This window comes from Gemmatimonadota bacterium (assembly GCA_016719105.1).
Taxonomy (GTDB): domain Bacteria; phylum Gemmatimonadota; class Gemmatimonadetes; order Gemmatimonadales; family Gemmatimonadaceae; genus SCN-70-22.
Genome location: JADKAQ010000003.1, coordinates 24481 through 50267 on the forward strand (window position 1 = coordinate 24481; position 25787 = coordinate 50267).

The 25787-nt window shown below is 70.4% G+C and carries 27 protein-coding genes and 2 tRNA genes; 19 read left to right on the forward strand and 10 right to left on the reverse strand.

All coding sequences use genetic code 11. From position 1 onward, the window contains the following. Positions 1 to 72 precede the first annotated feature (72 nt). Both rpiB and IPN47_06840 read left to right on the forward strand, forming a co-directional pair. Positions 73 to 522 carry a ribose 5-phosphate isomerase B gene (gene rpiB, locus IPN47_06835; protein MBK9407757.1) on the forward strand — a complete coding sequence of 150 codons (450 nt, stop codon included), beginning with the start codon at positions 73 to 75 and terminating at the stop codon, positions 520 to 522. After that, complete coding sequence (locus tag IPN47_06840; GenBank protein ID MBK9407758.1) at positions 519 to 1814, forward strand: serine hydroxymethyltransferase; 1296 nt, start codon at positions 519 to 521, stop codon at positions 1812 to 1814. Before rpiB ends, IPN47_06840 begins: the two co-directional genes overlap by 4 nt. A 915-nt stretch (positions 1815 to 2729) precedes the next feature. On the opposite strand, the gene IPN47_06845 is transcribed toward IPN47_06840, so the two are convergent. The 6 genes from IPN47_06845 to IPN47_06870 form a co-directional block, all read right to left on the reverse strand. Next, entirely contained in the window at positions 2730 to 4298 is a 1569-nt protein-coding gene (locus tag IPN47_06845; GenBank protein ID MBK9407759.1) for a glycosyltransferase family 39 protein, read from the reverse strand. A 68-nt stretch (positions 4299 to 4366) separates the two neighbouring features. Further along, positions 4367 to 5293: a proline dehydrogenase family protein gene (locus tag IPN47_06850; protein ID MBK9407760.1), complete on the reverse strand. Its 927-nt coding sequence runs from the start codon at positions 5291 to 5293 to the stop codon at positions 4367 to 4369. A 234-nt stretch (positions 5294 to 5527) separates the two neighbouring features. Next, positions 5528 to 6238 carry a hypothetical protein gene (locus IPN47_06855; protein MBK9407761.1) on the reverse strand — a complete coding sequence of 237 codons (711 nt, stop codon included), beginning with the start codon at positions 6236 to 6238 and terminating at the stop codon, positions 5528 to 5530. Between the two features lie 2 nt (positions 6239 to 6240). Continuing rightward, a complete protein-coding gene (locus IPN47_06860; GenBank protein MBK9407762.1) occupies positions 6241 to 6813 on the reverse strand; it encodes a hypothetical protein in 573 nt (190 codons plus the stop codon). 3 nt (positions 6814 to 6816) lie between these two features. Continuing rightward, on the reverse strand, positions 6817 to 7059 hold the full coding sequence (locus IPN47_06865; GenBank protein ID MBK9407763.1) for a hypothetical protein: 243 nt from the start codon (positions 7057 to 7059) through the stop codon (positions 6817 to 6819). 165 nt (positions 7060 to 7224) lie between these two features. Continuing rightward, positions 7225 to 7941, reverse strand: a complete 717-nt coding sequence (locus tag IPN47_06870) for a hypothetical protein (GenBank protein MBK9407764.1) — start codon at positions 7939 to 7941, stop codon at positions 7225 to 7227. A 566-nt stretch (positions 7942 to 8507) separates the two neighbouring features. Between IPN47_06870 and IPN47_06875 the strand changes: the two genes are divergently transcribed. Further along, positions 8508 to 8996: an OsmC family protein gene (locus tag IPN47_06875; protein ID MBK9407765.1), complete on the forward strand. Its 489-nt coding sequence runs from the start codon at positions 8508 to 8510 to the stop codon at positions 8994 to 8996. A gap of 80 nt (positions 8997 to 9076) precedes the next feature. Here the strand turns inward: IPN47_06875 and IPN47_06880 are convergent, their stop codons facing one another. After that, positions 9077 to 9463 carry a VOC family protein gene (locus IPN47_06880; protein MBK9407766.1) on the reverse strand — a complete coding sequence of 129 codons (387 nt, stop codon included), beginning with the start codon at positions 9461 to 9463 and terminating at the stop codon, positions 9077 to 9079. Positions 9464 to 9555: 92 nt separating this feature from the next. Here IPN47_06880 and IPN47_06885 point away from each other — a divergent pair, with 92 nt between their 5' ends. Further along, the gene (locus IPN47_06885; GenBank protein ID MBK9407767.1) at positions 9556 to 10002 is read left to right on the forward strand and encodes a MarR family transcriptional regulator; all 447 of its coding nucleotides are present in this window, start codon (positions 9556 to 9558) and stop codon (positions 10000 to 10002) included. Between the two features lie 24 nt (positions 10003 to 10026). Here the strand turns inward: IPN47_06885 and IPN47_06890 are convergent, their stop codons facing one another. Continuing rightward, on the reverse strand, positions 10027 to 10797 hold the full coding sequence (locus tag IPN47_06890; GenBank protein ID MBK9407768.1) for a DUF1028 domain-containing protein: 771 nt from the start codon (positions 10795 to 10797) through the stop codon (positions 10027 to 10029). Positions 10798 to 11337: 540 nt separating this feature from the next. On the opposite strand from IPN47_06890, the gene IPN47_06895 reads away from it, so the two are divergent. The 7 genes from IPN47_06895 to IPN47_06925 all read left to right on the forward strand — a co-directional run bounded on the left by IPN47_06895 (position 11338) and on the right by IPN47_06925 (position 17071). After that, the gene (locus tag IPN47_06895) at positions 11338 to 11679 is read left to right on the forward strand and encodes a hypothetical protein (GenBank protein ID MBK9407769.1); all 342 of its coding nucleotides are present in this window, start codon (positions 11338 to 11340) and stop codon (positions 11677 to 11679) included. 280 nt (positions 11680 to 11959) lie between these two features. Continuing rightward, the gene (locus IPN47_06900) at positions 11960 to 13489 is read left to right on the forward strand and encodes an NAD(P)H-hydrate dehydratase (protein ID MBK9407770.1); all 1530 of its coding nucleotides are present in this window, start codon (positions 11960 to 11962) and stop codon (positions 13487 to 13489) included. A gap of 66 nt (positions 13490 to 13555) precedes the next feature. Then, complete coding sequence (gene thiL, locus IPN47_06905) at positions 13556 to 14449, forward strand: thiamine-phosphate kinase (protein MBK9407771.1); 894 nt, start codon at positions 13556 to 13558, stop codon at positions 14447 to 14449. After that, positions 14449 to 15210 (forward strand): 1-acyl-sn-glycerol-3-phosphate acyltransferase, encoded by a 762-nt coding sequence (locus IPN47_06910; GenBank protein MBK9407772.1) that lies wholly within the window; start codon positions 14449 to 14451, stop codon positions 15208 to 15210. Before thiL ends, IPN47_06910 begins: the two co-directional genes overlap by 1 nt. 101 nt (positions 15211 to 15311) lie before the next feature. Next, the gene (eno, locus tag IPN47_06915; protein ID MBK9407773.1) at positions 15312 to 16598 is read left to right on the forward strand and encodes a phosphopyruvate hydratase; all 1287 of its coding nucleotides are present in this window, start codon (positions 15312 to 15314) and stop codon (positions 16596 to 16598) included. A gap of 45 nt (positions 16599 to 16643) precedes the next feature. Beyond that, positions 16644 to 16940, forward strand: a complete 297-nt coding sequence (locus IPN47_06920) for a septum formation initiator family protein (GenBank protein ID MBK9407774.1) — start codon at positions 16644 to 16646, stop codon at positions 16938 to 16940. A 57-nt stretch (positions 16941 to 16997) separates the two neighbouring features. Continuing rightward, positions 16998 to 17071, forward strand: a tRNA-Met gene (locus IPN47_06925). A 122-nt stretch (positions 17072 to 17193) separates the two neighbouring features. On the opposite strand, the gene IPN47_06930 is transcribed toward IPN47_06925, so the two are convergent. Further along, positions 17194 to 17673 (reverse strand): type II secretion system protein, encoded by a 480-nt coding sequence (locus tag IPN47_06930; protein MBK9407775.1) that lies wholly within the window; start codon positions 17671 to 17673, stop codon positions 17194 to 17196. After that, positions 17673 to 18101: a hypothetical protein gene (locus IPN47_06935; protein MBK9407776.1), complete on the reverse strand. Its 429-nt coding sequence runs from the start codon at positions 18099 to 18101 to the stop codon at positions 17673 to 17675. Before IPN47_06935 ends, IPN47_06930 begins: the two co-directional genes overlap by 1 nt. A 265-nt stretch (positions 18102 to 18366) precedes the next feature. Between IPN47_06935 and IPN47_06940 the strand changes: the two genes are divergently transcribed. The 8 genes from IPN47_06940 (at position 18367) to hemL (ending at position 25642) form a co-directional block, all read left to right on the forward strand. Further along, positions 18367 to 18440, forward strand: a tRNA-Met gene (locus tag IPN47_06940). A gap of 154 nt (positions 18441 to 18594) precedes the next feature. Continuing rightward, entirely contained in the window at positions 18595 to 19011 is a 417-nt protein-coding gene (locus IPN47_06945; protein MBK9407777.1) for a DUF3623 family protein, read from the forward strand. Positions 19012 to 19040: 29 nt separating this feature from the next. Continuing rightward, the gene (locus IPN47_06950) at positions 19041 to 20912 is read left to right on the forward strand and encodes a 1-deoxy-D-xylulose-5-phosphate synthase (GenBank protein MBK9407778.1); all 1872 of its coding nucleotides are present in this window, start codon (positions 19041 to 19043) and stop codon (positions 20910 to 20912) included. A 38-nt stretch (positions 20913 to 20950) separates the two neighbouring features. Next, positions 20951 to 21529 carry an isopentenyl-diphosphate Delta-isomerase gene (gene idi / locus IPN47_06955; protein MBK9407779.1) on the forward strand — a complete coding sequence of 193 codons (579 nt, stop codon included), beginning with the start codon at positions 20951 to 20953 and terminating at the stop codon, positions 21527 to 21529. Then, positions 21522 to 22319: a uroporphyrinogen-III synthase gene (locus IPN47_06960; protein MBK9407780.1), complete on the forward strand. Its 798-nt coding sequence runs from the start codon at positions 21522 to 21524 to the stop codon at positions 22317 to 22319. Before idi ends, IPN47_06960 begins: the two co-directional genes overlap by 8 nt. Then, positions 22312 to 23307, forward strand: a complete 996-nt coding sequence (gene hemC, locus IPN47_06965; GenBank protein ID MBK9407781.1) for a hydroxymethylbilane synthase — start codon at positions 22312 to 22314, stop codon at positions 23305 to 23307. Before IPN47_06960 ends, hemC begins: the two co-directional genes overlap by 8 nt. A gap of 22 nt (positions 23308 to 23329) precedes the next feature. Continuing rightward, positions 23330 to 24313, forward strand: a complete 984-nt coding sequence (gene hemB / locus IPN47_06970) for a porphobilinogen synthase (GenBank protein ID MBK9407782.1) — start codon at positions 23330 to 23332, stop codon at positions 24311 to 24313. 30 nt (positions 24314 to 24343) lie between these two features. Beyond that, positions 24344 to 25642 (forward strand): glutamate-1-semialdehyde 2,1-aminomutase, encoded by a 1299-nt coding sequence (gene hemL, locus IPN47_06975; GenBank protein ID MBK9407783.1) that lies wholly within the window; start codon positions 24344 to 24346, stop codon positions 25640 to 25642. The last annotated feature ends 145 nt before the right edge of the window (positions 25643 to 25787 follow it).

Here is a 25787-nt window from a genome sequence, read left to right on the forward strand (position 1 = left end):
CCTCTGTCATAGCCCCCGCCAGTGCTAGAATTCTCCGGGTCGCATCTCGTCTTCCCGTCCTCTGAACTTCCGATGTCCGAGACCATTCCCATCGCATCCGACCACGCTGGCTTCGACATGAAGCAGAAGATGGTCGAGCGCCTCCGCGCCTTGGGGTATGACGCGCAGGACCTTGGCACGAACTCTCCCGCCTCGACCGACTACCCCGACTTCGCCCACCTCGTGGCCGCGCGAGTCGAGCATGGAGAGGCGCGGCGCGGCATCCTGCTCTGTGGCACCGGGCTCGGGATGTCGTACGCCGCCAACCGGCATGCACATGTGCGGGCGGCGGTCGCGTGGACGCCGGAGATCGCCGAGCTCTCGCGCCTGCATAACGATTCCAACATCCTCGTCCTCCCGGCGCGCTTCGTGTCCGAGGACGATGCTGCTGCCATCCTCGAGACCTGGCTCACGACCCCGTTCGAAGGGGGACGCCATGAACGCCGGGTCGAGAAAATCGAACCTACGCCGGAGTCGACATGAGCGAGTGGAAGTCGTGGGACCGCTGTCCCCCAGGAAAGGCCCTGCGTGAGGCCGATCCCGAGATCGCGCGCCTCATCGAGCGCGAGATCGAGCGCCAGTCCGACGGGATCGAGCTGATCGCCAGCGAGAACTTCGTCTCTCCTGCCGTGCTCGAGGCGATGGGTTCGCCGCTCACCAACAAGTACGCCGAGGGACTCCCGGGCAAGCGGTACTACGGTGGCTGCGAGGTCGTCGACACCGTCGAGCAACTCGCCATCGATCGCGTCAAGCAGCTGTTCGGCGCCGAGCACGCCAACGTGCAGCCGCACTCGGGCGCCTCGGCCAACAGCGCCGTCTGCCTCGCCTTCCTCAAGCCGGGCGACACGTTGCTCGGACAGGACCTCTCGCAGGGCGGTCACCTGACGCACGGCTCGCCAGTCAACTTCTCCGGGCTCCTCTATCGCGCCGTGCACTACGGCGTGACCGACGCCGGCGTGATCGACTACGACATGCTGCGCGACGTGGCGCGTCGCGAGCGCCCCCGGATGATCATCGCGGGGGCGAGCGCCTATCCGCGCGTGATCGACTTCGCCGCGTTCGCCGAGATTGCCACGGAAGTCGGGGCGATCCTCATGGTCGACATGGCCCACATCGCCGGGCTCGTCGCCACCGGGCATCACCCGTCCCCCATCCCCTTCGCCGACGTCGTCACGTCGACGACGCACAAGACGCTGCGCGGACCGCGCGGTGGCCTCATCCTGTGCAAGGGCGAACACGCCAAGGCCATCGACAAGGCGGTCTTCCCCGGCTCGCAGGGCGGACCGCTGGAGCATGTGATCGCCGCCAAGGCCGTGGCATTCCGAGAGGCGCTGCTGCCGTCGTTCACGGACTACTGCGGACAGATCGTGACGAACGCCCAGGTGCTCGCCCACGCGCTGACACAGCGGGGATACAACCTCGTCTCGGGCGGTACCGACAATCACCTGATGCTGCTCGACCTGCGCAACAAGGGGATCACCGGAAAGGCCGCCGAGCAGTCGCTCGACAAGGCGGGGATCACGGTGAACAAGAACACCGTGCCGCGCGAGACGCAGTCGCCGTTCGTCACGAGCGGCATTCGCATCGGGACGCCGGCCGTCACGACACGCGGGATGAAGGCGGCCGAGATGCACCGCATCGCGGCCCTCATCGACACCGTGCTCACGGCGCCCGCCGACGATACGCAGGTGCACGCCAGCGTGAAGGCGCAGGTCAAGGCGCTCACCGATGACTTCCCGCTGTATCCGTCGCCGCTGGCCGCCGCCGTGGAATGACGCGGCGTCACGGGACCCGGTGATGGGTCGCGGTGGCGAAGGGGGGGGGGGGGGGGGGGGGCGCCGCCGCCCCCCGGGCCCTGGGGGCGGGGGGCGGGGGGGTTGCGGGGGGTGGCTTTGTTTGGGGGGGGGGAGGGGGGCTCGCCGCCCCCCTCCCCCCCCGCTTTCACCCGCCCGGGCCCGCCCGGCGGGCGCCCGGCGGGGCCGGCCCGCCGGGGTCCCCCGCCCCCACCTCCCCGGGGCCCCCCAGGGGGGGGGGGGAGGGGGGGGGGGGGGGGGCTCTGGGGGATCCCAATGACTTCCCGCCCCGCGGGCGGGCGCGCGGCGGGGGGGGGGGGGGGGGGCCCGGGGGGCCCCCCGGGGGGTACCCGGGGGCCCGGGGGGGGGGGGGGGGGGGGGGGGGGGGGGGGGGGGGGGGGGGGACGGGGGGGGGGGGGGGGGGGGGGGGGGGCGCCCGGGGGGGGGCCGCCCCCCGGCGGGGGGGGGGGGGGGGGCCCCGGGGGGGGCCCCCCCCGGGGGGGGGACAAGCCCCGCGCGGCGGCGGCCTTCCCCCCCGGGGGCGCCCCCCCCGGGCGGGCCCCGCCCCCCCCGGCGGGGGGGACCGGGCCGGCCCCCCCCGGGGGGCGGGGGGGGGGGGGGGGGGGGGGGGGCGGGCGCCCCGCTCGGGTTTGGGGGGGGGGCCCCCGCCGGGGGGGGGGGGGGGGGGGGCGGCGCCGGGGGGGGGGGGGGGTTCCCCCCATCGTCACCCGTCTCCGACGACGAGGCGGTCACGCGCTTTCCCAAGGGCTTCGTGACGAAGAAGCCGTACCTCCGCGTCACCCCCCAGCCCAACACCTGACGGCGGCGCACCATCCGACGACTCACTCGAACACGGCCGGGCCTTCGGGTCCGGCCGTGTTCGTTCACCGGCGGGATCTACCGGCGCGCCAGGAGGCGATCGACGGCGGCGCCGCGGCAGGCCGCGGGGAGCGGACCCGCCGGCGCTCCGCGCGGCGCCGGCTCCTCGTCGCGTCCCCCGGCCGTCGGTCGACGATCGAATCGCATCAGCACGACCTCGCGCATTGTTCCGTCGGCGGCGACATGCCGTTCCGTGTACGTCGCGCGCCGTTCCCCGAACGTGTCGGCGGCCCGTACGATGACGTCAGGCCCCTGCAGTTCGCCCGCCGCGACGAACAGGATCCACGTCCGCGCCGCATCGTGCAGCTGGCGAACCTCTGCCTCGTAGCCTGCGAGTGCCGTATCGTGGCAGCTGCCGACGAGCACCGGCACGGCCCCCAGCCCCGTGCGCGGGGCGTAGTACCACCACGCCTGCCACCCGCCGTATGGGACGTACACGCGATCGCCGGGACGGTACTCTCGTTGAAGCCGTTCGAAGAGCGGACGCGTGTGCTGCAACGTGTACGGCGGCGGCGATCGCACGGCTGACACCAGCGGCGGGGTGATCAGGAGCAACGCCATGGCCGCCGTCGCCCACCGCGGGCCCTTCGCCAGCGTGGCCACCGCCGCGATCCCCGCCGACACGAGCAGCACCGCGATCGGCGCCAGGAAGAAGGCCAGGCGCCCCTCCAGCGGATACCGCCCCAGCGCCGCAGCCGCCATGGCCCCGACAATCGGCGCCGCGAGCGTCAGCGCGACCGGGCGCGAACGCCGCCACACCGCCCACCCACCAACGACGGCCAGCGCGAAGTACGCGTAGCTCCAGCGCCAGTCGGTGACCTCGGCAATGATGACCCGGAGCGTGTACGCGGGCCACTTGAGCTCATCCCACGTGCGCGGTGGGAAGGGGAGAAAGCCGCTCGACCAGTAGTCGCGCATGAACTGCATCGTCCCCGTCGAGACGCGCCCCTGGGCCGAGGCGAGCGCGAGCAGGCCGGAGATCCCCCAGGCACCCACCGTGGCGACCGTGCCGAGCGAGAGTCGGCGCGCGTGACGCCAGTCTCCCCACAGGAGGGCCCCCCCGGCCGCCGCGAGCGCGAATAGCGCGGGCTGCGACATCCACGGAGCCGTGATCCCCACCAGCACCATTCCCCACCGCCGCCAGCGGCTGGGATCCCTGTCCTGTGACACGACGCCGATGAGGAGGAGCGCCGCGGTCAGCGCCAGATCGCCCGAGTACTGCTTCGCCTGTGACGACAGCCAGACGTGCTCGGCGGAGATCCCCAGGAGGAGCGGTGGCAGCGCCGCCCACGATCCGTCCAGCAGGCGGCGGGCGAGCGCCCACGTCAGGAGCAGCGCGAGCACCCCCATCGCGAACGGATAGGCCCGCATGGAGAACTCGCCCGCGCCCACGAGTGCGAAGATCCCCTTCTGGATCAGGAGGAAGATCGACGGCGCGACCTGGTCGTAGTCGAGCGGCTGGGTGAGCAGTTCGCCCAACGAGCGCGCGTCGAGATTGTGCACGACGGCGATCTCGTCGACCCACAGCGATCGGCGGGAGGCGAACTGGATCGACATCGCCGCCACGCCGATCGCGACGGCGATCACCTCCCACCAACTCGGCCTCGGGCGCGCGCGATCGCCCTCCGCGGAGTCGGGCCGTCGCGTTCCCTCGCTCACATGAACGCGCTACGCACCACGAACCAGACGTTGGCCGGACGCTCGGCGAGACGGCGCATGTACCAGGGGAACCAGTTGTTGCCGTAGCTGATAAGGCAGCGCACCGCGTGTCCCTGCGCGGCGAGCGCACGCTGCTCGGCCGAGCGAATGCCGTAGAGCATGTGGATCTCGAACTTCCCCGGGGCGACGCCAAGCTCGGCCGCCGTGGCGACCAGCTGCTGGATCAGCGACATGTCGTGCGTCCCGAAGACCGGGAAGGCGCCGCCCTGCTTCGCGGCCTTCAGCAGCGTCACACCTAACGACAGGTACTGCGCGTCGGTGTCGCTCTTGGCCGGGAAGGCCACCGACGCGGGCTCGGCGTAGGCGCCCTTCACCATGCGGATCGCCGGCTTGATCGCCAGGAGCCTCTGCAGGTCCTTGGGGGTGCGGAACAGGTAGGACTGCAGGCAGAGTCCCACCTTGTCGTTCGCGGCCTTGAGCTTCTCGTACAGCTCCAGCGTGCGGTCGACGTACGACGAGTCCTCCATGTCGATCCACAGGAGCTGCCCCTCGGCGGCGGCCGCCGCGGCGATGGGGGCAATCTGTCGCACGCATTCGTCCACCGAGAGGTCGAGCCCGAGCTGCGTCGGCTTGACCGACACCTGCGTCGGGAGCTTGCGCCGGACGATCTCGCCTAACGCCGAGAGGTAGTGATCGCGCACTTCGTCGGTATTGCGCTCGCCGGTGAGCGTCTCGCCCAATCGGGTGATGATCGTCCCGATCCGTGCGGGTGATAGGGTCTGCGCCGCATCGAGGGCGTCGGACAGCTTCTCGCCGGGCATGAAGCGCTTGACGGCGCGACGGGCAAACGCCCGCTGCGTCATCTGCGAGGCGAGCCATTGGGACTTCGAGGCGCGGAGCAGGGCGTTGCGCGCGAGTGACATGTCGCGAATGGGGCGATGGTGAGAGGGGCGTTATCGGTCGCGGAGTGGCCGGAGCTGCGCCCCTAAGATACGCCACGCCGGTGGTCGACGCGCAGCATCAGGGCGGGGGGGGGGGGGGGGGGGGGGGGGGGGGGGGGGGGGGGGGGGGGGGGTCCACGCGCCGCCGCACCGGCCGCCTCTCGCTTCGGCCGGGGGGCCACGCCCCTTAACCGGCGCCGGTGTCTGGATCGGCCCTCAGGACTCCGCGCAGCGCCAGGTCAGCACGATGCGGCCGAGCCCGCGCAGCGCCCGCGGAATGGGTCCGCCGCGTGGCACGGGGTGCGATGTGGCATCGGAGGAGCCCGGTGCCCACTCCATCGCCATGGTCGCGTCGCCCTGCGCGTCCCAGGTGTAGCCCGCCTGCCCACCCGTGGGGAGTCGCCGGACGAACTCCACGCGCGAGAGCACGCCGTCGCGCGTGGCGCGCGCGAAGACCACCAGACTGAGTCCGTCGCGCAGCCGACCCTGCAGCCGTTGACGCCGGCTTCCGTCGGCGGTGGTGCTCAGCGGCACGCACACCACGGCCGGGTCGCCGCCAAAGGCGCGGATGTGCTGGCGAACATCGAGGACCTTACGAACCTGTGCCGGCAGCGTGTTGAATGCCGCGTTGTCGCCGGCGACCGAATCGGCGGGAATGGGGAGGGGCGGAAGCACCAGCGCCTGGCGTTGATCGGGAGGTGCAACGCGCGTCGCGGGCGGTCGTGCCGGACGCTGCGCGCTCGCCACGCGGGTGCCCACGGCGGGCCAGAAGGCGAGGGCGAGCGCGAGGGCGAGCCACGAGACGAGCGCGACGCGACGCGACGGTTTCGGGTCGAGGGCCAGCGGCATCACCTGCGAACCGCTCTCCCGCTCGCAGCAGGGGACGAGGCGTCCCGGCCCCGATCGGAGCTCCGCGACTCCCGACATCGCTAGGCGTCGCGAGCGGCGGAGAACGATTCGGTGAGGAGGGCGGCGCTCAGCGCGCTCAGCACCACGGCGGCGATCGCGAAGGCGTGGCCGGCGCCGCCGAGCGCGGGGGGGGCATCGGCGAGCGCCGCCAGTCCCGTGCGTGCCCCGCGCGACATGACGGCGATGGCCCCACCCGAGAGGATGCAGGCGGCGAGGGGAACCGCCACCTGCAACGGGCGCTGGCGCGGCACGCGCAGTGCCTGCAGGAAGACGCTGGCCACCGACAACCAGAGGGCGACTTGCAGCAGGGGATACGCGAAGCGGAGTCTCGCGTGGGCCACGGCTCCGTCAGGCGCAGCGCGGCAGAGCGTGGCGTCGCCATAGCGCGGCCACCACCGGCAGTCGCTACGCACGACACCTGGCGGCGACGCGAGGCGCGAGAGCCCCACCGCCGTGAGTTCGTACGTGGTACCGTCAGGTGCTGCAGCGCGCCCCCACGGCAGGGTACAGGCGCGCTGCAGCGCGATGGCGGTGAGGAAGATCGCCACGGCGCTCGCGATGCGGCGGCCGCGACGACCTCTCACCGCCATCATCTCTTACTTGACGTGCCGGAACGTGAGCTTTCGCAGCGCTCTGGACATCGTCGATGCATGCACGCCGAACTTGTCGGCGAGTTCGTGCAGTGGCATTCCGCGCTTGTGCATCTGGCGGGCTTTGCTGACATCCTTCTCCGTCAGCTTCGACGCGAAGTTGTCACTGCCCTTGCGATTGGCGGCGCCCGCATAACGAGCCGGCTGGCGCCGCGACGAGAACCGCGTGTCGCGCTTTCGTCCAGGCATACGGCACTCCAAGGCTGGGAGTGAAGGTGACGCCCTTGAGGGGTTGGTGGCGTCAGGGACAATGTAATGCGTGGTACCAACGGCGAGGAACCGAAAGTCGCGAATTGTCCCCTGAAACGCTCGCGACCCCAAAGGGCCCGATGCGGGCCCCACCTCACACCCAAACTACAACTGGCACGCCGATACGTCCCCTGCCCGCATCCGGCGGGTACGCAATCGGGCCCCTTTCGTGGCCCCCAGCAGGTTCGTCTCGCTGCACGCGTAGGCAATCACCAACTCCGGCTCGCGCCCCGCCGGACGCGCCGTCCCACGAAACTGGAACGCCAGCCACAACCCGCGCACCGGAACCCCCGGCGGGAGGGGAAGCGCCAGCGTCTCGCCGGTCAACGTGCGCCGCTCACCGACACGCAGCACGTCGGCCACCTGCAACGCCCCGCTCACCCCCTGCGGGATCCCGCGACCAGCGGAGTCAGACGCCACGACCGCGCGAACCGTCACGTCCTCCAGCGGCGTGCTGTCCGAGGCGGCGAGCCCGAGATACTGCACCGATGCACTATCGAGACGCAGCGACAGTAGCTCACCGTCCAGCGAGACCACACCCCGCAGGTCGCCCCAGACGCGCACCGGCGCGGCCGCAGAAACGGCTCGCAGCTGGACCGGGGTGCGGGAGGCGCACCCCGCCAGCAGCAGGACCGCGAGCCACAAGCCGATGCCGCGCGTCGGTGTCGACCTAACGATCCCGCGGCGGGCCCCATTCCCCACGCACCGGGACTCGGCGTGCCCGCCATCCGGTGTCGCGGAGGCGGCACCGGCGCCGCGCCCCACGCCGTCGCACGCGGAAGGGGTGTGACGCGCCGTCGGGTGATCCGGGAGACCGCTCATGAGGGTGTCCATTCGATACAGGGGGGAGCAGCGGCGAGGAAGCGTGGGGGCACGGGCGTCCTGGGCGGTTCGGGCGTCGGCCCGAACGCGCCGGACGGCGTCGGTCCGCCCGGCAAGGATGGGGATGCGCGCAGCCGTCGGGATAGCTGTTCGGCCCCCCCTGCAACGGCTCCTTGGGGCACCGGCACAGCCCCACCCCGCGCACGAAGGCGCGCGGTGCGACACCGAGGCCCCCCCCCCGATACGCTAGTCGTGGGCCGCAGGACGCTCAAGGACGAGCGAGCCATGCCGAGACGTCTGGCACCGCCTCCCACCCCCGCGACACGCGACCGCTCAGGTCGTTGCGGCTGCAACGGGCGCACGTGCCCAGCTCGGTGCGCATCGGGTGCCCGTACGGGACGATGTGCGCGCGCGTCGTCGTGCCGAACGCTGCGCGTCCCCTAGGACGACCACGTAGCGGTCGATAAGTTCGTTGGGGTAGGCGATAACCGTCCGACCGACCTCGAGCGGATCCGTTCCGCCGGGGAATCCCGCCAGCTTGCGGCTGGCGGACAGCCCATCCGCACATGCCCGCATCCCACGACGCCGGCGAATCGCGTCCGGCGCAGACGCCGACCGAAGACGAGGGGACCTTCAGCGTCACCCTCACGCTCGAGCAGGGCTACCGATTCGCGGTCGATCCCGAGCTCGCTGGAGCGGAAGGTTTCCACGTCGACGAGACGCCGCCGCTCGGGGAGGGGAGTGCACCCAACCCGTCGCGCGTCCTCGCCACCGCCATGGCCTCCTGCCTCGCCTCATCACTCGCCTTCTGCCTGCGCAAGGCGCGCATCGAACTGCGCGGGCTCCGTGTGACGGCGAAGGGGACACTCGTGCGCAACGAGCGCAAGCGCCTGCGCGTCGGGAGCCTCCACATCGAGCTCTTTCCGGAGGTGTCGGAAGCCGACGAGCCCCGCATGCAGCGATGCCTCGAGATCTTCGAGGACTTCTGCGTGGTCACGGAAAGCGTGCGCCACGGGATCCCGGTCGTCGTCGGCGTCGAGACGCACACGAGCTGACACCGTCGATCGCGCCCGCGCGCGAAGGGCCGGCGCTCTCGTACGGCCCCCGCTGATGCGCACGGGAACGTGGCGACCAGCTAGGACCGCACCTCGCTCATCAGTCCGACCACGTTCCCTTCCGAGTCGTTGAGGAACGCCATCCAGAGCGCATGATCCGGCATCGTCGCGATGCATTGCGGCGCGTGCAGGAACGCGACCCCGCGTGCCACGAGCGCCTCGTGCGCCGCGGGAAGGTCCTCGACGAGGTAGTACAGGATGGATCCGGGCTGGAACGCGGTCCCGCCCTCCGGCTCGGAGAGCATCAGGCGTACCCCGCCGCAGTCGAAGAACGCCAGCTTGGGTGGCGCCTCGAACAGCAGGCGAAGCCCGAGCGTATCCCGGTAGAAGGCGATCGCGCGCGCGATGTCCTGCGCCGGGATGGCGACCTGCCCCAGGCGCGAAATGGCGACGGACGGACTGCTCATGGTTCCTCCGGACGAGTCGGCAAGGGGGGAGGGGGCGCCGTAGCGTGCTTAATAGTTAGCTTTGCTAACGAATATGCGAACCCTCGAAGCCCATGGCAAGAGATCCTGACGACACGTGTACACCGGCTCGGGTGGCCGACCGCCTCCACTCGACCGCGATTCATCTCCTGCGACGCCTGCGCGCCGAGGACCGCAGGACCGGTCTGAGCGGCCCCCGCGCCTCGGCGCTCTCGGTCGTCGTCTTCGGCGGCCCCATCACCCTGGGAGACCTTGCGGCGGCCGAGCAGGTCAAGCCCCCCACGATGACGCGACTCGTCACGGCACTCGAGGCGCACGGACTGGTCAAGCGCGAGGGCGATGCGGACGACGCCCGCGTCGTGCGGGTGCGGGCGACGCCCAAGGGGATCCGCCTGCTGCAAGAGGGGAGGGCGCGTCGCATCGCCCGGCTGCAAGCCGCGCTGCAGGAGTTGCCGGAGGCGGACGTGGTGGTGCTCGGCCGCGCCACGGCGATCCTCGGCGAGGTCCTGGCGCGGCTGTGACCGCGCCCCGCGAACGCGCCGCGCCTAACGACGGATGCGCGCGCGCTGTTCGGCTGCCTTCTCCACGAGGCGGCGCAGCTCCTTGATCGGCTCCGGGGCGTCGTCCACCTGCAACCGGAGCACGACGTCGTTGTGGAGCCACACGCCCGCGCCCTGCTTCACGATCACCATCGCGGCCGACTGCATCCCGCGCGTATCGCCTCCCGCCGCCTGCCCGGCCTCCAGGGCAGCCTGCAGCCGCAACGACAGGTGGCCAGTGGTGCGCTCGAAGGCCTCCACCATCGACGTGACCACGGCTTCTCCCGCCAGGATGTTGCCCTGGGCCGAGCAATAGCGCCCCTGTCGATCGCCCGCCCAGGTCGACGCCTTGGGCCCGGTGAAGGCCGCGACCTCGCCGCGGGCATTCATCACGGCGAACTGTCGCCCCTGCTTGGTCCAGTCCGTGGGACGGGGGTCGGGATCGTCGCCCCAGACCTTCTGCACGACGTCCTTAGGGTTCATCCCGCCACGCAGGAGCGCGAGCGCTTGCGGGCCGTAGCTCACGTCCACGATCGCCTGCGTGGCGACCACGCCCACGCCGGCCTCCGCCCAGAGGACACCGTTCCCCACGGAAAAGACGCGCGACTGCACGGCGCCTCCCACTTCGCCCGTCGCCGGGTCGTAGCCCAGGATCGAGAAGGTCGCGACCGGCGGCCAGGGACGCGACGGTGCGTCATGCGCCTGCGCGCCAGCGACCGGGGCGATGAGGATGAGCGCGAGCAGGGCTCGAGACAGCAGGGCAAGCGAGCGAGGCACGAGGAACCTCTCGAGGACGGTTGGGAAGATGAACGGGCGTCATCATGATGCGGCCCCCGCGCCCCCGGCGCGAGGGGGACTCGATGGGCCGAGGCTGGGCGGGGCCGCCTAACGGCGCGGTGGCGTCGGGACACCACGTGACGGCGCCGGCCGTTCGCAAGGGGTCGCGCCAGCCGGCGATCCTTCGCCGGACCACGTGCTGGAATCGATTCCTGCCGCCGCCGTCGCGCGAGCGTCGGGGCGTCCGTTGCAGCCGTATCGCAGGAACGTCGGGGGCGCCAGCGGACCCAGCGACCGCCGCACGATGCGGACACACGCGCCCGTCGTGTGACGACGCGCACGGTCCATCAAGTGCGGGCCGGCGCGGGCCGAAACTTCACAAGCATCACGGTATGTCGTCACGTGGGTTGTGTCCCTCCCGACCCGACCGCATTTTTATCGATCTGCTCGATCCTTGAATGACGGGGCATTCGCCCCGCAGGAGGAATCGCGAGGGTGGCGGAGTTGGCTTTTCGAGACGGGATCTGGGATCAGATCCGCTTGCGGGAGACTCGGTTCGACGAGCACGCGTATCTGTTCGTGCTCGCGGCGCTGGAGTTCCAGCAAGGGCGGATGACGGAGCGTCGACACATCGACGGGCGTGAGCTCGCGTCGGCGGTCCGTGATCTCGCGCTCGAGAAGTTCGGGGTGATGGCGCGGTTGGTGCTCGAGCACTGGGGCGTGCGGGCGACGGCGGATGTCGGTGACATCGTGTTTACGATGGTGGATTTGGGGCTCCTCATGAGCCAGCCTACCGATTCGCGCCTCGACTTTGTCGACGTGTACGAGTTCGATCAGGCGTTCGAGCAGGCGTATCCGTGGAGCGCCGCTCACTTGGCCTGACGACGCATCGCGAACAGCGATGTGTTCCTTCCTCGCGCTTGGAGGCGCAGTGACACAACCCATGGATTTCCCGCATTGCCAGAAGTGCGAAAAGGGCGTACTTCTCCCGCTCAGCGACTACGGACGCGATGGTGCGCCGATTACCTACAAGGCCTGGGTGTGCAGCAATCCCGAGTGCGGCTTCAACATCCGCATTGATAACGGAGAGATCAGCTTCGGCCGTACCGTCGGTCAGTCTCACAAGTAGTCTCATCGCGCTCCCCCAGTCGCGACCAGCCCCATGACGGCCCGCGTCGTGACATCCGATCAGGCTGCCGCTCGAGACGCCGCAGCGATCGCCGCGGGGATCCCATCGCTCCAACTGATGCGTCGCGCCGGTGCAGGCGCGGCGCGCGTCATCCTCGACCGCTTCGCACCGGCACGGGGCCGCCGTGCCCTCGTCTGCTGCGGTCCAGGGAACAACGGGGGCGACGGCTGGATCGTCGCCGCCGAACTCGCCCGCGCCGGCATGCTCGTGCATGTCGAGCAGGTCCTTGAGCCGCGCACCACCGACGCCACCACCGCGCGCGAGGACGCTCTCCCGTTCGTCGCGTTAGGCACGCCGGCGTCACCCCCGGACGTCGTCGTCGACGCCCTCCTAGGCACTGGCGCACAGGGTCCGCTGCGCGGGGCGGTCGCCGAATCGGCGACGCGCATCAACGAAGCGCGCCGGCACGGCGCGATCGTCGTCGCCCTCGACCTTCCATCCGGCGTCGACGCCAGCACCGGCGAACTCGCGCCGGGCGCCGTGCGCGCCGACCTCACGATCACCTTCGGGACCGTCAAGCGTGGACAGCTCCTGTCTCGCTCGGCGTGCGGTGAGATCGTCGCCCTCGACATCGGGCTGGGGGAACACGCCGACCTCGCCGATGGTGCCCCGGTGCTAATCGACCGACCGTGGGTTGCCGCACGCGTCCCGCCGATCGCCGCCGAGGCGCACAAGGGGACCCGGCGACGCCTGCTCATCGTCGGGGGCGACCGCGGAATGGCCGGCGCGGTCTCGCTCGCCGCTCGCGGGGCCCTCCACGCAGGAATCGGCATGGTCAAGGTCTGCGTGCACGAGGCGAGCGTCGCCCCGCTTCAGGCCTCCGTCGCCGAGGCGACGGCCGCCCCCTGGCCCGACGGTCCTCCCGACGAGGCGCTCGTGGCCTGGCCACACGTCCTGCTCATCGGCCCGGGGCTCGGCGCAGGAGCGGGCGGTCGCGAACGCGTCACCCGGTGGCTCACCTCCTGGTCGGGCCCGGTGATGCTCGACGCCGATGCGCTCAACGCCTTCGCCGGCGACGAGACCGCGCTCGGCGACCTGCTCGACGGGCGCAATGCCATCGTCACACCACATCCCCTGGAATTTGCCCGGCTCATTGGCGTCGACCTCGATACTGTCCTCGATGAACGCTTCGAGGTGGGGGCTCGGCTCGCACGCGCGCTGCACGCGACGGTGATTCTGAAAGGCGTCCCCACCGTCGTGACGGCTCCCGACGGTGAATCGGTGGTGTGCGCGGCGGGAACCCCCGTGTTGGGGACGGCGGGGAGTGGCGACCTGCTGGCGGGCATCGCGGCCACGCTGCTCGCGCAGGGCGGCGACCCGTTCGCCGCGGCGGCGTGCGCGGCGTGGATCCACGGCAAGGCTGGGGAGCTGGCCAACGCCGGCCGCCCGGTTCGCGGCGTGACGCTCGACGATGTGCTTCGTTCCCTGAACGAGGCGTGGCGACTCGAGCCAGCCCCTTCCGACGACTATTTGGCCCGCCTGCCGCGGGTCGGCGACACGTAACTTCCCCCCGTGACCGTTCCGCACATCAGCCTTGCCTCGGGCAAGGAGTTCGATCTTGTCCGCGCCATGATCGCACGCTGGGGCACGGCGGCGTCGGGCATCGGCGATGACGCCGCGGTGCTCGATCTCCCACCCGGCGAACGCGTCGTGGTGAGCACCGACGCGTCGGTCGAAGGCGTCCACTTTCGACGCGACTGGCTCACGGCGACCGAAATCGGCTATCGCGCCACGGCGGCCGCACTCAGCGACCTCGCGGCGATGGCCGCCGCCCCCCGCGGCTTGGTCGTCGCCCTTGGCATCCCCGAACGCTGGCTCCCGGAGGTCGAGGCGCTCGCAGACGGGATCGGCGAAGCCGCGAGGCTCTCGGGGACGCCGATCGTCGGGGGGGACGTTACCCGCGCCTCCGAGCTGTCGGTCACCTGCACGGTCATCGGCTCCACGGCCACACCGACGCATCGCCACGCGGTCCTCCCGGGCGACCTGATCTACGTCACGGGCGTACTCGGCGGCCCCACGGCGGCGCTGCGTTCGCTGATGCGCGGCGAGGCCGTCGACCCCATGGCGCGCGAGCGATTCGCCCACCCGCGTCCGCGCCTGCAGGAAGCCCTGTGGCTGGCACAGCACGGCGTGCGGGCCATGATCGACATCTCCGATGGACTCGCGTCCGAGCTTCGGCATCTCGCCGTCGCCAGTGGACTCGAGATGCGGATCGACGCTGACCGAATTCCGATCATGCGCGGTTGCACCTTGCAGGACGCGATTCGCGGAGGCGAGGAGTATGAACTCATCCTCACCTCACCGCAGGCGCTCGATGCCAACGACTTCGCGCGCACGTTCGCCCTGCCGCTCAGTGAGATCGGGCGGGCGCGCGTCTCCGAGGAGCCGTCGGTGATTGCCGTACGCTCTGGGGGCGCGGAGCGCGTTGACCTCAGTGTGGGGTACGATCACTTTTCGCCGTGATGCGCGCGCTTCTTGTTGGCCTGACGTTCCTGCTGGTGACCCCCACGATTGGGGGGCTGGTCTTTGTCGCGGCGATGCTGCGCCTGCCCGACCGCCGTGGCTCCATCTACGATTGGGGCCCGCGCCTCTGGGCCAAGGCGATCCTGTGGGCGGGGGGCGTGCGACTGCACCTCCACAACGCCGAACGCATCTCGCGCGACGGCGCGCGCATCTACGTGGCGAATCACATCTCGTTGTTCGACGTCTTTGCGCTCGCTGGCGTCCTGCCGCGTTCCAAGTGGATCGCCAAGGCAGAGCTGCTGCGCATTCCGATTTTCGGCCCGGCGGCCAAGGCCGCGGGGATGATCTTCATCGAGCGGAACAACCGGAAAGCGGCCTTCGCGCAGTACGAGAAGGCGGCGCGCACCATCCAAGCCGGCGCATCGGTGATCGTCTGCCCCGAAGGGACGCGCGGCGACGGCTACGCCCTGCGCCCCTTCAAGAAGGGTCCCTTCGTCCTCGCGATCGCTGCGGGCGTCCCCATCGTCCCGACCATCGTCTATGGGACGATCGCCGTACACCCCAAGGGGGCCCGGCGCGTGCGGGCGGGCGACGTGCACCTGCACTTTCTGGATGAGATTCCCACCGACGGCTACGGCTACGACCAGCGCGGCGAGCTCGCCCAGCTCACGTGGGACCGCATGGCCGAAGCGCTGCACGACGTTTACGGCGTCGCGAGCGCCGCGGTCCCCGATCGCGATCCGGCCGGCGTCGCCGAGTGACGCCGGGAGTCGGACTTCGGTAGTTTGCAGTCGGACCACGTCGGTTTCGCCGGTAGAGCCAGACCTGTACGACTTCCCGTTTCCCGTCTTCTCCAAGGATTATGTCCACCATCCTCGACATCCACGCGCGCGAGATCCTCGACAGCCGCGGCAATCCCACCATCGAGGTCGACGTGACGCTGCAGAGCGGCGCTGCCGGTCGCGCGGCGGTCCCGTCCGGCGCCTCCACCGGCGAGCATGAAGCGCTCGAACTGCGCGACGGCGATGCCAAGCGCTACTTGGGCAAGGGCGTGCAGACGGCGGTGCAGAACGTCATCGAGTCGATTGGCCCGGCGCTGCGCGGCATGGACGCCACGGAGCAGGTCGAAATCGACCGCACGATGATCGACCTGGACGGAACGCCAAACAAGGGAAAGCTGGGCGCGAACGCGATCCTGGGCGTCTCGATGGCGGTGGCGCGTGCAGCGGCCGTGGAAAGCGGCCTCCCGCTGTATCGGTACCTCGGCGGCCCGCTGTCGCGCACCATGCCCGTGCCGCTCATGAACATCCTCAACGGCGGCGCGCACTCGACCAACACGGTCGACTTCCAGGAATACATGATCGTCCCGGTGGGCGCCGAGTCGTTTGCAGAGGCGCTGCGCATGGGGGCGGAGGTCTTCCACTCGCTCAAGAAGGTCCTCGTCAAGCGCAAGCTCAGCACCGGCGTCGGTGATGAAGGGGGCTTTGCCCCGGACCTCAAGAGCGACGAGGACGCGCTGAAGGTCGTCATCGAGGCGATCGAGGCGGCGGGCTACGCGCCGGGCAAGGAGATCGCGCTCGCGCTCGATTGCGCCGCGTCGGAGCTGTTCGAGAAGAAGGGGAAGAAGTACACGTTCAAGAAGAGCGGCGGCGGCACGCGCGACGCGAAGGGGATGGTCGAGCTCTACGCCAAGTGGCTGGATGAGTATCCCATCGTCTCCATCGAGGACGGACTCGCCGAGGACGATTGGGATGGATGGGCGCAGCTGACGGCCACGTTAGGCGATCGTTGCCAGCTCGTCGGCGACGACCTCTTCGTGACCAACACCGAGCGCCTGGCCAAGGGGATCGAAGGCGGGATCGCCAACGCGATCCTCATCAAGGTCAACCAGATCGGCACGCTCACCGAGACGCTGGAGTCGATCGAGATGGCGCGCGCCGCCGGCTATCTCTCGATCATCTCGCACCGCAGTGGCGAGACCGAGGACACGTTCATCGCCGACCTTGCCGTCGGGACCGGGGCAGGGCAGATCAAGACCGGGAGCGCCTCGCGTACCGACCGCGTGGCGAAGTACAACCAGCTGCTCCGCATCGAGGAACAACTCGGCGACATCGCGGAGTATCCGGGTGGGGCGATCTACGGCCTGTGATGCGCCCCGTCGCCCGCGTGCCCGCCACGCGATCCCTGCGCTGAGATGAAACGATTCGCCGTCGCCCTCGGGCTCGTGCTCGTCGTGTACTTCGCGGTGCAGGGAGGCGAATACTCGACCACGGACCTGTTTCGGCAGCGCTCACGCGACGCGGTGTTGCGGCGCACGATCGACTCGCTCCAGCATGATGTCGATTCGCTCACGCGCCTGAAGCGGCGTCTTGCGACCGATCCCGTGTTGCAGGAGCGAATCGCGCGCGAGGAGAACGGGATGGTGCGCAGCGACAAGGAGTTGATCTACCGCTTCACCGAGGCAGAGAAGCCAGCGAAGGGGACGAAATAGCGAACACCGCTGTTCCCTTGACTTCATCCACCCCCCGTCTAGATTCCGCCTTCCTGACGCGGGGTGGAGCAGCCTGGTAGCTCGTCGGGCTCATAACCCGAAGGTCGCGGGTTCAAATCCCGCCCCCGCTACTCGTTCGACGAATAACAGCGCGGTCGGTGCCCTCGGGCGCCGACCGCGTTTTCGTTTCAGAGTCGCCGACTGGTGTGGACGTAGCCCGCGCCGTGACACTGCGCGGCGCGACGCCGACCGTTCAATAGTTGTTGCCGAACCCCGCGAGCAAGAACGTGGTCTGCGAGCCGGAGATCAAGTAGGGAATGCCCACCTTCGCGGCAGAGCGCAGAGCGCTCGTCAACAGCGTGTCGGGGGTGTCGATCGAGAGAGCGATGAGCGGCGAGGCGGAGTTCACAGCGCTGGAGGAGCTGCTGCCGGCGCCGGGCCATACCTCCCAGTCCATGGTGTAGTTGGCGCGGCGAAAGGGGAATCCGTCGGGCAACAGCGGGGCCAGTTCGGGCGGCACGCTACCGGCTGCCGCTTCGGCCGGCCAGGACTGTCGCTCGGTGTTGTAGTTGTAGGCGGCCACGCGAACCGCTTGTACGTCGCCGATGATGGCGCGCGCCTCGGCCTGGCGCCGCAGCTCGCTGTAGCGCGGGAATCCGAGGCGCACGAGGATGCCCATGATCGTCATGACGACCAACAGCTCAGGAATCGAGAAACCGCGGCGGTTGCGCATCAGTGCCCCGTCTGCGAGATGACTTCTTCGGCCTGCCCCAGGAACGACTGTAGCGGGACGCTCGAGTCGTAGCTCACGCTCTGGCCGCGGACGTGCGTGCTCAGGGTGAAGGACCCGTCGAGCCCGGGATTGAAGACGATCAGGGCGCTCTCGACGCCGGCCTCGGCGAGGCTCGTCGGGAGCCGGCCGCGGACTGCGCGGAAGTGCGTCACACTTTGCGCGGCGAGAAAGAGCGTCATGCGACTGCTCGCACGCTCGACTTTGGGATCGACGGGCGCAGGGGCGGTTGCCGCGGGATACGGCGCGATCCAGGCCGCGATGCAGACCGCGGCGAGCAGCCCGACGAGGATGTGTCGCCCCATCCCCGAACTCCTGGCCTTCGCTTCAGCCTCGACCTCGCGCCGCTTGTCCTGTATGAACTCGGACACCAGCGCCTGAACCTTGGGATCGTTCGCGGCTGCGGTCCTTTCCGGGGCGACGCGCGGTGACATGTCGGGTGCGGACGATATGGAGTGCATGGTGCGCCCCGAGCCGCGGACGCCCCCTCTCCTAGTGATCATCGACCGCCGCGCGCCGCGGCTTGAGGGTTCCGGCCACAGGGCGGGGGCCGCGGCAATGGGCGGCCCCTATGACGCGCGCCTCGAGGTCGTTAGAATTCCCGTCCCGCGGTTTGACGGCGGGGAGCGTACGGATGGCTGGGTAGCTCAGGTGGTTAGAGCACGGCACTCATAATGCCGGGGTCGCCGGTTCGAATCCGGCCCCAGCTACTGGTGGCGATGGGTCAGCCCCATCGGCCGCAGAGTTCGAAGAAGCGCCCGCATTCGCGAATGCGGGCGCTTTTTCGCGTCGTGACAGGCCGCGCTCGGCGCGCGATCGACCAATCGCGCAACGCGCTTTCCGTCATTTCAGCGAACGGGCAGGGTGACGGCGCTGGCGCTGGCAACGATCGGGGCAGTGGCGTGGGGGGTGCGTGGCGCGCGCAACCGCCTGGCGCTGTGGACGCTGCTCCTCTTTTGGGGGGCGCACCAGAGCGCGAAGCTCAACCTGTTCGTGGGGGTGGTGAACTCGGGGGCGGAAATCTTTCCGCCGTATCTCGAGCACCTCGTGCGCTACTTCGGGCCCGAGCGCAATGCGCCGCTCCTGTGGGTGACGATCGCGGCGTACGGCGTGTTCGCGCTGTGGATGCTCATTCCCCGTTCGGCAGATGACAACGGGGGGCGGATGCGGCGCCTGGTGATCGGGGCGTTGGCATCGCTGGCGGCCGTCGAGCACGGCTTCCTGGCGACGCGCCTGCCGATCATGCTGTGGGAACTCTTTCTGCGGGTGGGCCGCGGCTGACGCCGTCGCCGATCCTCGAGGGTAGACGAATGCTTGACCGACTCCAGTTGCCGGCGGACCTGCGCGCGCTCACCCCGGGTGAGCTGCAAGCCGTGGCGGACGCCGTGCGCGCGCGCCTCATCGACGTGTGTTCGCGCACGGGGGGGCACATCGGGGCGGGACTGGGGGTCGTCGAGTTGAGCGTGGCGCTGCACGCGGCGTTCGAGACGCCGCGTGACCAGCTGGTGTGGGACGTGGGGCACCAGGGCTACCCGCACAAGGTGCTCACCGGGCGCAATGACCGGATGGAGACGATCCGGCAGGAGGGGGGGCTGTCGGGCTTCCTCAAGCGCGGCGAGAGCGCGTACGACGCCTTCGGCGCCGGGCACGCGGCCACCTCGATTTCGGCGGCGTTAGGCATCGCGGCGGGGCGCGACCTGCAGGGGGATGACTACAAGGTGGTCGCGATCATCGGCGATGGCTCGCTCACCAGCGGGCTGGCGTACGAGGCGCTCAACAATGCCGGGCACAGCGACCGCGATGTCATCGTGGTGCTCAACGACAACGAGATGTCGATTGCCCCGAACGTGGGGGCGATGTCGAAGTACCTCAACCAGGTGCAACGCAACCCGATCTACAACCGCATCCGCGGGAAGATCGGCGAACTGGTGGAGAGCAATCGCGCGCTCGAGCTGCTGGTGCGCAAGTGGGAGGAGAGCGTCAAGTCGTTCCTCACCCCCGGCGTGCTCTTCGAAGAGTTAGGGTTCCGCTACTTCGGCCCCATTGACGGGCACGACATGGGGGCGCTGCTGGAGACGTTCACCGCCGTGCGCGCCATGACGGGGCCGCGCCTGGTGCATGTGGCCACGCAGAAAGGGCGGGGCTTTCCCGCCGGGGAACACGGGGAGAAGTGGCACGCCCTGCCCCCCGGCCACGATCCGGCCACCGGAAAGGTCCTGCGTGTCTCGACCGCCAACCCGGCGTACACGGCGGTCTTCGGACGCGGCCTGGCCGACCTGATGACGGAGCGTGCCGATGTCGTCGCGATCACCGCGGCGATGCCGAGTGGGACTGGGACGGGGACCGTGGCCGCCGCGCACCCGTCGCGCTTCTTCGACGTCGGGATCGCCGAGGGGCACGCCGTGACCTTTGCCGCGGGGATGGCGACGCGCGGCATCCGCCCCGTGGTCGCGATCTACTCGACGTTCCTCCAGCGCGCGTACGACAACGTCATCCACGACGTGGCGTTGCAGCGGCTCCCGGTCACGTTCGCGATGGACCGTGCCGGCTTCGTCGGCGAAGACGGCGAGACGCACATGGGGCTGTACGACATCTCGTACATGCTCACGGTGCCGAACATGACGCTGGCGGTCCCCAAGGATTCGACCGAGATGCTGGGGATGCTGCGCACGGCGGTGTCGCACGACGGGCCGTTTGCCTTCCGCTTTCCGCGCGATGCGGCCCCCGACGTGGCGCCACCGATCGCCGAGGTCGCCCCGGTGCCGGTGGGGACGTGGGAAGTCCTCCGGCAGGGGCGCGACATCGCCGTGCTCGCGATGGGACCCATGGTGCAGCAGGCGCTGCGAGCGGCGGAGACCCTGGCGGCGGAGGGGATCGACCTGACGGTAGTGAACTGTCGCTACCTCAAGCCGTACGATGAGATCACGCTGCACGCACTCTCGGCGCACCATCGCGTGCTGCTGACAGTGGAGGAAGGGAGCGTGGTGAACGGCTTCGGCGCGATGCTCGCGGCGGTGGTGGCGCGCGTGGAGCCTAACGTGCGGGTGGTAGCGCACGGCGTCCCGGATCGCATCATCTACGCGGCCTCACGGTCGCGGCAGCTCGCAAGCTGCGGACTCGACGCGCCGGGGATCGCCGCGCGGGTGCGCGCGCTGCTCACGAGCGAGGCGGTCGCCGGGTGAATGTGGTATCGTTGTCGCATGCGCCCCTCGCACCGCCGATGACCGCGTCCGCCGCGGACACTCCGCCCGTGATCCTCGTCGACGAGGAGGATCGCGCGCTGGGCCTCGCCGAGAAGCTCAGCGTGCACGAGACGGGGCGGCTGCATCGCGCTGTGTCGGTCTTTGCCTTCGATGTATCGGGCGCGATGCTCATTCAGCGACGTGCGGCGGGGAAGTACCACTCCGGCGGACTCTGGTCGAATAGCGCATGCAGCCACCCGCGCGAGGGCGAGACTCCCGCCGACGCGGCGCGACGATGCCTGCGTGAGGAAATGGGACTCGAGTGTGCGACGCTGGAGCCGGCGCTGGCCTTCATCTATCGCGCGCCGGTCTCGCCCACGCTCATCGAGCATGAGTACGACCACGTCTTCGTAGCGCGCGTGACCGGCGAACCGCGACCCGATACGCGCGAGGTGGAGTCGTGGCGCCGGGTCTCGCTCCCGGATGTCCTCGAGGAACTGGCGCGCGATGCGTCGCGCTTCTCGGCCTGGTTCCCGCTGGCGCTCTCGCGCTTGCAGGGGCTCGAGGTGCTGGCGCGCGCCACGCAGCCGCTGGACGGGACGACCGCCAATGCCTGAGCGCCCCGGCGTGGCGGTGACTCGCGCCGAGGAGGACGCGGCGCCACTGGTGGCGGCGCTGGAGGCGGTCGGGCTCCGTGCGGTGTGCACGCCGCTGCTTCAGTTCGCGCCGTCGTCGCCCGATCCGCTGGTCGGTGAACTGGCCGATGCCCTGACCGCGCTGCGGGCGGATGGGGCGTCGACCGAGTGGCTTGTCTGCACCAGCCGACACGCGGTGACGGCGCTGGCGCACAGCTGCGGCGCGTTAGGGATCGCGCCGGCATCGCTCAACTTCGCACAGGTGGGGGCCGTGGGACGCCGGACCGCGGAGGCGCTGGAGGCGATCGGGTTGCCGGTGACGCTCGTGCCCGACGTCTCCGACGCGGCGCACCTCGCGGCCGCCATGCTGTCGCGGTCCGGCGGCGTTCCAGCGCGCGTGCTCTTCCCCAGGGCGCGCGAGGCGCGCGAGGCGCTGCCGACGGCGCTACGCGACGCGGGGTGGGAGGTGAACGACGTGACCTGCTACGAGACGCTCCCCTCTGCCGACGGTGCCACTCGGCTCGCCGCGGCGTTGTCGCGGGGCGAACTGGGGGCCGTGACGTTGGCCTCGGGGTCGGCGGCCCGCGCCTTTTCGCAGTGTGTTCCGGCCGCGCTGTGGGGTCGCGCGCGCCTCGTCTCCATTGGCGCAACGACGACCGCAGATGCGACGGCGTGCGCCCTTCCGATCGCGGCGCAGGCCACCGAGCCGACCGTGGCCGCGCTCGCGGACGCCACGCGCCGCATCCTTTCCGAGTCCTTCGCGCATGCCTAACGATCTCCCGACGCCGGCTCCGACCGGCGCGCGTCCCATCCGCATCGGCTCCCGCCGGTCGGCGCTCGCCCTCAAGCAGACGCACATGGTGCGCGATGCCCTCGAGGCCCTCGGGCACCCGACCGAGGTGGTCACCTTCTCGACCGTCGGCGACGAACGGCTCGACGTCCCGCTGCCGGCAATCGGGGGGAAGGGGGTCTTCACTGCGGAGCTCGAGGCGGCGCTCCTGGGTGGCGGCGTCGACCTCTGCGTGCACTCGCTGAAGGACTTGCCGACCGAGTCGCCGGCGGGGCTCGACGTAGGGGCGGTGCTGCCGCGCGAGGATCCGCGCGACGCGCTCCTGATCCGCGCCGACGTGCAGGCCACGGCCAAGACGCTGCAGGAACTCCCGGCGGGTGCGCGGGTGGGGACCAGTTCGCTGCGCCGCACCGCGTTGCTCCGTCAGCTGCGTCCCGATTTGCAGCTGGTCGACCTGCGCGGGAACGTGCCGACGCGGGTCAAGAAGCTCGATGACGGCAACATGGAAGCGATCATCCTGGCGGGGGCGGGGCTCAAGCGCCTCGAACTGGATGGCCGCATCACGCAATGGCTCGAGCCGCCTTCGTGGCTCCCGGCGCCGGCGCAGGGGGTCATCGCCATCCAGATCCGGCGCGACGATACGTTCATCCGCGACCTGCTGTCGCACGTGCACGACGAGGCGTCGTGGCAGGCGGCGGTCTCGGAGCGCGCATTCCTCAACACGCTCGAGGGCGGCTGTCAGGTCCCGGTAGGGGCGCTGGCCGTCGCGAGGGATGGGGCACTCTGGCTGGACGGCGTGATCCTCGACGTCGATGGCGGTGGCGCCTCACGCGGTGGCATCCGGATCGACGGCGCCGGGGCGACGTCGGCGCAGGCGGCGGGGGCGAAGCTGGCCGCCTCGCTGCTCGAGTCGGGGGGGGCGGCGCTCCTCGCGCGCGCCCGTGCGGTGGCCCCCACCCACAAGTCCTAACGAGCGAACCATGGCTGACGCGATGACGACCTTTCCCACGATGCGGCTGCGGCGGTTGCGGCAGAGCGCCGGGCTCCGCGCGCTGGTGCGCGAGACGCGCCTGCACGCCTCGCAGCTCATTGTCCCGCTCTTCGTGCGCCCGGGCACCGGACTCCGTCGCCCCATCGGGTCGATGCCGGGGGTGGCGCAAACGTCCGTCGACGAGATGCTGCGCGATGCCGACCGGGCGGCGACGTTAGGCGTCGGGGGGATCATCCTCTTCGGGATCCCGGACACGAAGGACGAGGAGGGGACTGGCGCGTGGGACGAACACGGCCCGGTGGCGGCGGGCGTCCGCGCACTCAAGCGCGAGTTCCCCCACCTGGTCACGATCACCGACGTCTGCATGTGCGAGTACACGTCGCACGGCCACTGCGGCATCATCCGTGGCGAGACGGTAGACAACGACGCGACGCTGGCGCTGCTGGCGCGCGAGGCGGTGTGTCATGCGCAGGCGGGCGCGGATGTGGTGGCGCCGAGCGACATGATGGACGGACGCGTGGCAGCGATTCGCGTGGCGCTCGACGGCGCCGGGTACGCGCACGTTCCGATCCTCTCGTACGCCGCCAAGTACGCGTCGGCGTTCTACGGGCCGTTTCGCGAGGCGGCCGAGTCGACGCCGCAGTTCGGGGACCGGCGCGGCTACCAGATGGACATCGGCAACACCAACGAGGCCTTGCGTGAGGTGCGCGCCGATATCGCCGAGGGCGCGGACGCCGTGATGGTCAAGCCCGCGGGGCCGTGCCTCGACATCATCCGGCGCGTGCGCGACGAGACCGACTATCCGGTCTCGGCGTACCAGGTGTCGGGTGAGTACGCGATGATCAAGGCGGCGGCGGCCAACGGGTGGCTCGACGAGAAGCGCGCGATGATGGAGTCGCTCATCGCCATTCGCCGTGCCGGCGCCGATTTCATCCTGACCTACTTTGCCTACGACGCCGCGCAGGCGCTGCGCGACAGCGACTAGGCGTTCGCTTATCGCAGGAGTTCGAGCACCATGACGAGATCGGCGGAGTTGATGGCGCGTGCGCGCGACCTCTTTCCCGGGGGGGTGAACTCCCCAGTGCGCGCCTTCCGCGGCGTGGACGGCGAGCCCTTCGTGGTGGCCCGCGGGTCGGGGGCGCGCATATGGGACGTCGATGGCAAGGAATACATCGACTACATCCTGTCGTGGGGGCCGCTGGTGCTGGGGCACGCCCCGGCGGTCGTCTTGGACGCGCTGCGCGACGTGATGGCGCGCGGGACGAGCTTCGGGATTCCCACCGAGCTGGAGGTGTTGTTAGGCGAACGGGTGCGCGAGATGATGCCGCACGTCGAGCGCCTGCGCTTCGTCTCCAGCGGGACCGAGGCGACGATGAGCGCGATACGCGTGGCACGCGCGGCGACCGGACGGGATGCGATCCTGAAGTTCGACGGATGCTATCACGGGCATGCCGACTCGTTCCTGGTCAAGGCCGGCTCCGGCGTAGCCACGCTCGGGCTCCCCAACTCTCCCGGCGTTCCAGCCTCGCTGGCGGCGCTGACGCTCACCGCGACGTTCAACGACGTCGCCGAGACGACCGCGATGGTGCGGGCCAATGCGGAGAACCTGGCGGCGATCATCGTGGAGCCGGTGGTGGGGAACTCCGGGCTCATCCCGCCGGATCCCGGCTTCCTGCAGGCGCTGCGCGCGCTGGCCACGGAGACCGGGGCGGTGCTGATCTTCGACGAAGTGATGACCGGCTTCCGCGTGGCGCTGGGCGGGGCGCGCGAGGTCTACGGGGTGACGCCGGATCTCACGACGTTAGGCAAAGTGATCGGTGGCGGGCTCCCGGTGGCGGCGTACGGCGGGCGCCCCGACCTCATGGATCGCGTGGCACCGAGCGGGCCGGTGTACCAGGCCGGGACGCTGTCGGGCAATCCGCTGGCGATGGCTGGGGGGCTCGCCACGCTCAAGGCGCTTACGCCGGAGGTGCACGCGACGATGGTGGCCCGCACCGCGCGACTGGCGGCCGGCGTCGCGACGATCGCGCGCGAGTGCGACGTGCCGTGCACCGCGGGGTCGGTTGGGAGCATGTGGGGCTTCTTCCTGCGCGATACGCCGGTGCACTCGTTTGCCGATGCGCGGACGGCAGACGTGGCACTGTTCAAGCGCTTCTTTCATGAGGCGTTGCAGCGCGGGGTGTACCTCGCTCCGTCGGCGTTCGAGGCGGGATTCATGTCGGCAGCGCACGACGACGCGGTGATCGACGAGACGCTCGACAAGCTCCGCAGCGCGATGCAGGCCGCGGCGGCGTCGCGCGCCGCGGGGGCGTGAGTGCCTGACGAGGGCGCGTGATGCGTGCGTGACGCGCGCGCGTCGCTCGCAGTGTCGCCCGCAGCGTCGCCCGCATGCGACGAAAATGAAACGGCCGCCCGCGCATGTCGCGGGCGGCCGTTTCGTTGCTGCGGTGGTCGTCGCG

Bases quoted from the DNA above. Each gene is read 5' to 3' on its own strand.
- IPN47_06960 (MBK9407780.1), top strand. From the start codon at position 21,522: ATGCCTGAGCGCCCCGGCGTGGCGGTGACTCGCGCCGAGGAGGACGCG.
- IPN47_06840 (MBK9407758.1), top strand. From the start codon at position 519: ATGAGCGAGTGGAAGTCGTGGGACCGCTGTCCCCCAGGAAAGGCCCTG.
- IPN47_06870 (MBK9407764.1), bottom strand. From the start codon at position 7,941: ATGAGCGGTCTCCCGGATCACCCGACGGCGCGTCACACCCCTTCCGCG.
- IPN47_06885 (MBK9407767.1), top strand. From the start codon at position 9,556: ATGGCAAGAGATCCTGACGACACGTGTACACCGGCTCGGGTGGCCGAC.
- IPN47_06930 (MBK9407775.1), bottom strand. From the start codon at position 17,673: ATGCGCAACCGCCGCGGTTTCTCGATTCCTGAGCTGTTGGTCGTCATG.
- hemC (MBK9407781.1), top strand. From the start codon at position 22,312: ATGCCTAACGATCTCCCGACGCCGGCTCCGACCGGCGCGCGTCCCATC.
- eno (MBK9407773.1), top strand. From the start codon at position 15,312: ATGTCCACCATCCTCGACATCCACGCGCGCGAGATCCTCGACAGCCGC.
- IPN47_06880 (MBK9407766.1), bottom strand. From the start codon at position 9,463: ATGAGCAGTCCGTCCGTCGCCATTTCGCGCCTGGGGCAGGTCGCCATC.
- rpiB (MBK9407757.1), top strand. From the start codon at position 73: ATGTCCGAGACCATTCCCATCGCATCCGACCACGCTGGCTTCGACATG.
- IPN47_06860 (MBK9407762.1), bottom strand. From the start codon at position 6,813: ATGATGGCGGTGAGAGGTCGTCGCGGCCGCCGCATCGCGAGCGCCGTG.
- thiL (MBK9407771.1), top strand. From the start codon at position 13,556: ATGATCGCACGCTGGGGCACGGCGGCGTCGGGCATCGGCGATGACGCC.
- IPN47_06875 (MBK9407765.1), top strand. From the start codon at position 8,508: ATGCCCGCATCCCACGACGCCGGCGAATCGCGTCCGGCGCAGACGCCG.
- IPN47_06920 (MBK9407774.1), top strand. From the start codon at position 16,644: ATGAAACGATTCGCCGTCGCCCTCGGGCTCGTGCTCGTCGTGTACTTC.
- hemL (MBK9407783.1), top strand. From the start codon at position 24,344: ATGACGAGATCGGCGGAGTTGATGGCGCGTGCGCGCGACCTCTTTCCC.
- IPN47_06910 (MBK9407772.1), top strand. From the start codon at position 14,449: ATGCGCGCGCTTCTTGTTGGCCTGACGTTCCTGCTGGTGACCCCCACG.
- IPN47_06950 (MBK9407778.1), top strand. From the start codon at position 19,041: ATGCTTGACCGACTCCAGTTGCCGGCGGACCTGCGCGCGCTCACCCCG.
- idi (MBK9407779.1), top strand. From the start codon at position 20,951: ATGACCGCGTCCGCCGCGGACACTCCGCCCGTGATCCTCGTCGACGAG.
- IPN47_06865 (MBK9407763.1), bottom strand. From the start codon at position 7,059: ATGCCTGGACGAAAGCGCGACACGCGGTTCTCGTCGCGGCGCCAGCCG.
- IPN47_06850 (MBK9407760.1), bottom strand. From the start codon at position 5,293: ATGTCACTCGCGCGCAACGCCCTGCTCCGCGCCTCGAAGTCCCAATGG.
- IPN47_06900 (MBK9407770.1), top strand. From the start codon at position 11,960: ATGACGGCCCGCGTCGTGACATCCGATCAGGCTGCCGCTCGAGACGCC.
- IPN47_06855 (MBK9407761.1), bottom strand. From the start codon at position 6,238: ATGTCGGGAGTCGCGGAGCTCCGATCGGGGCCGGGACGCCTCGTCCCC.
- hemB (MBK9407782.1), top strand. From the start codon at position 23,330: ATGACGACCTTTCCCACGATGCGGCTGCGGCGGTTGCGGCAGAGCGCC.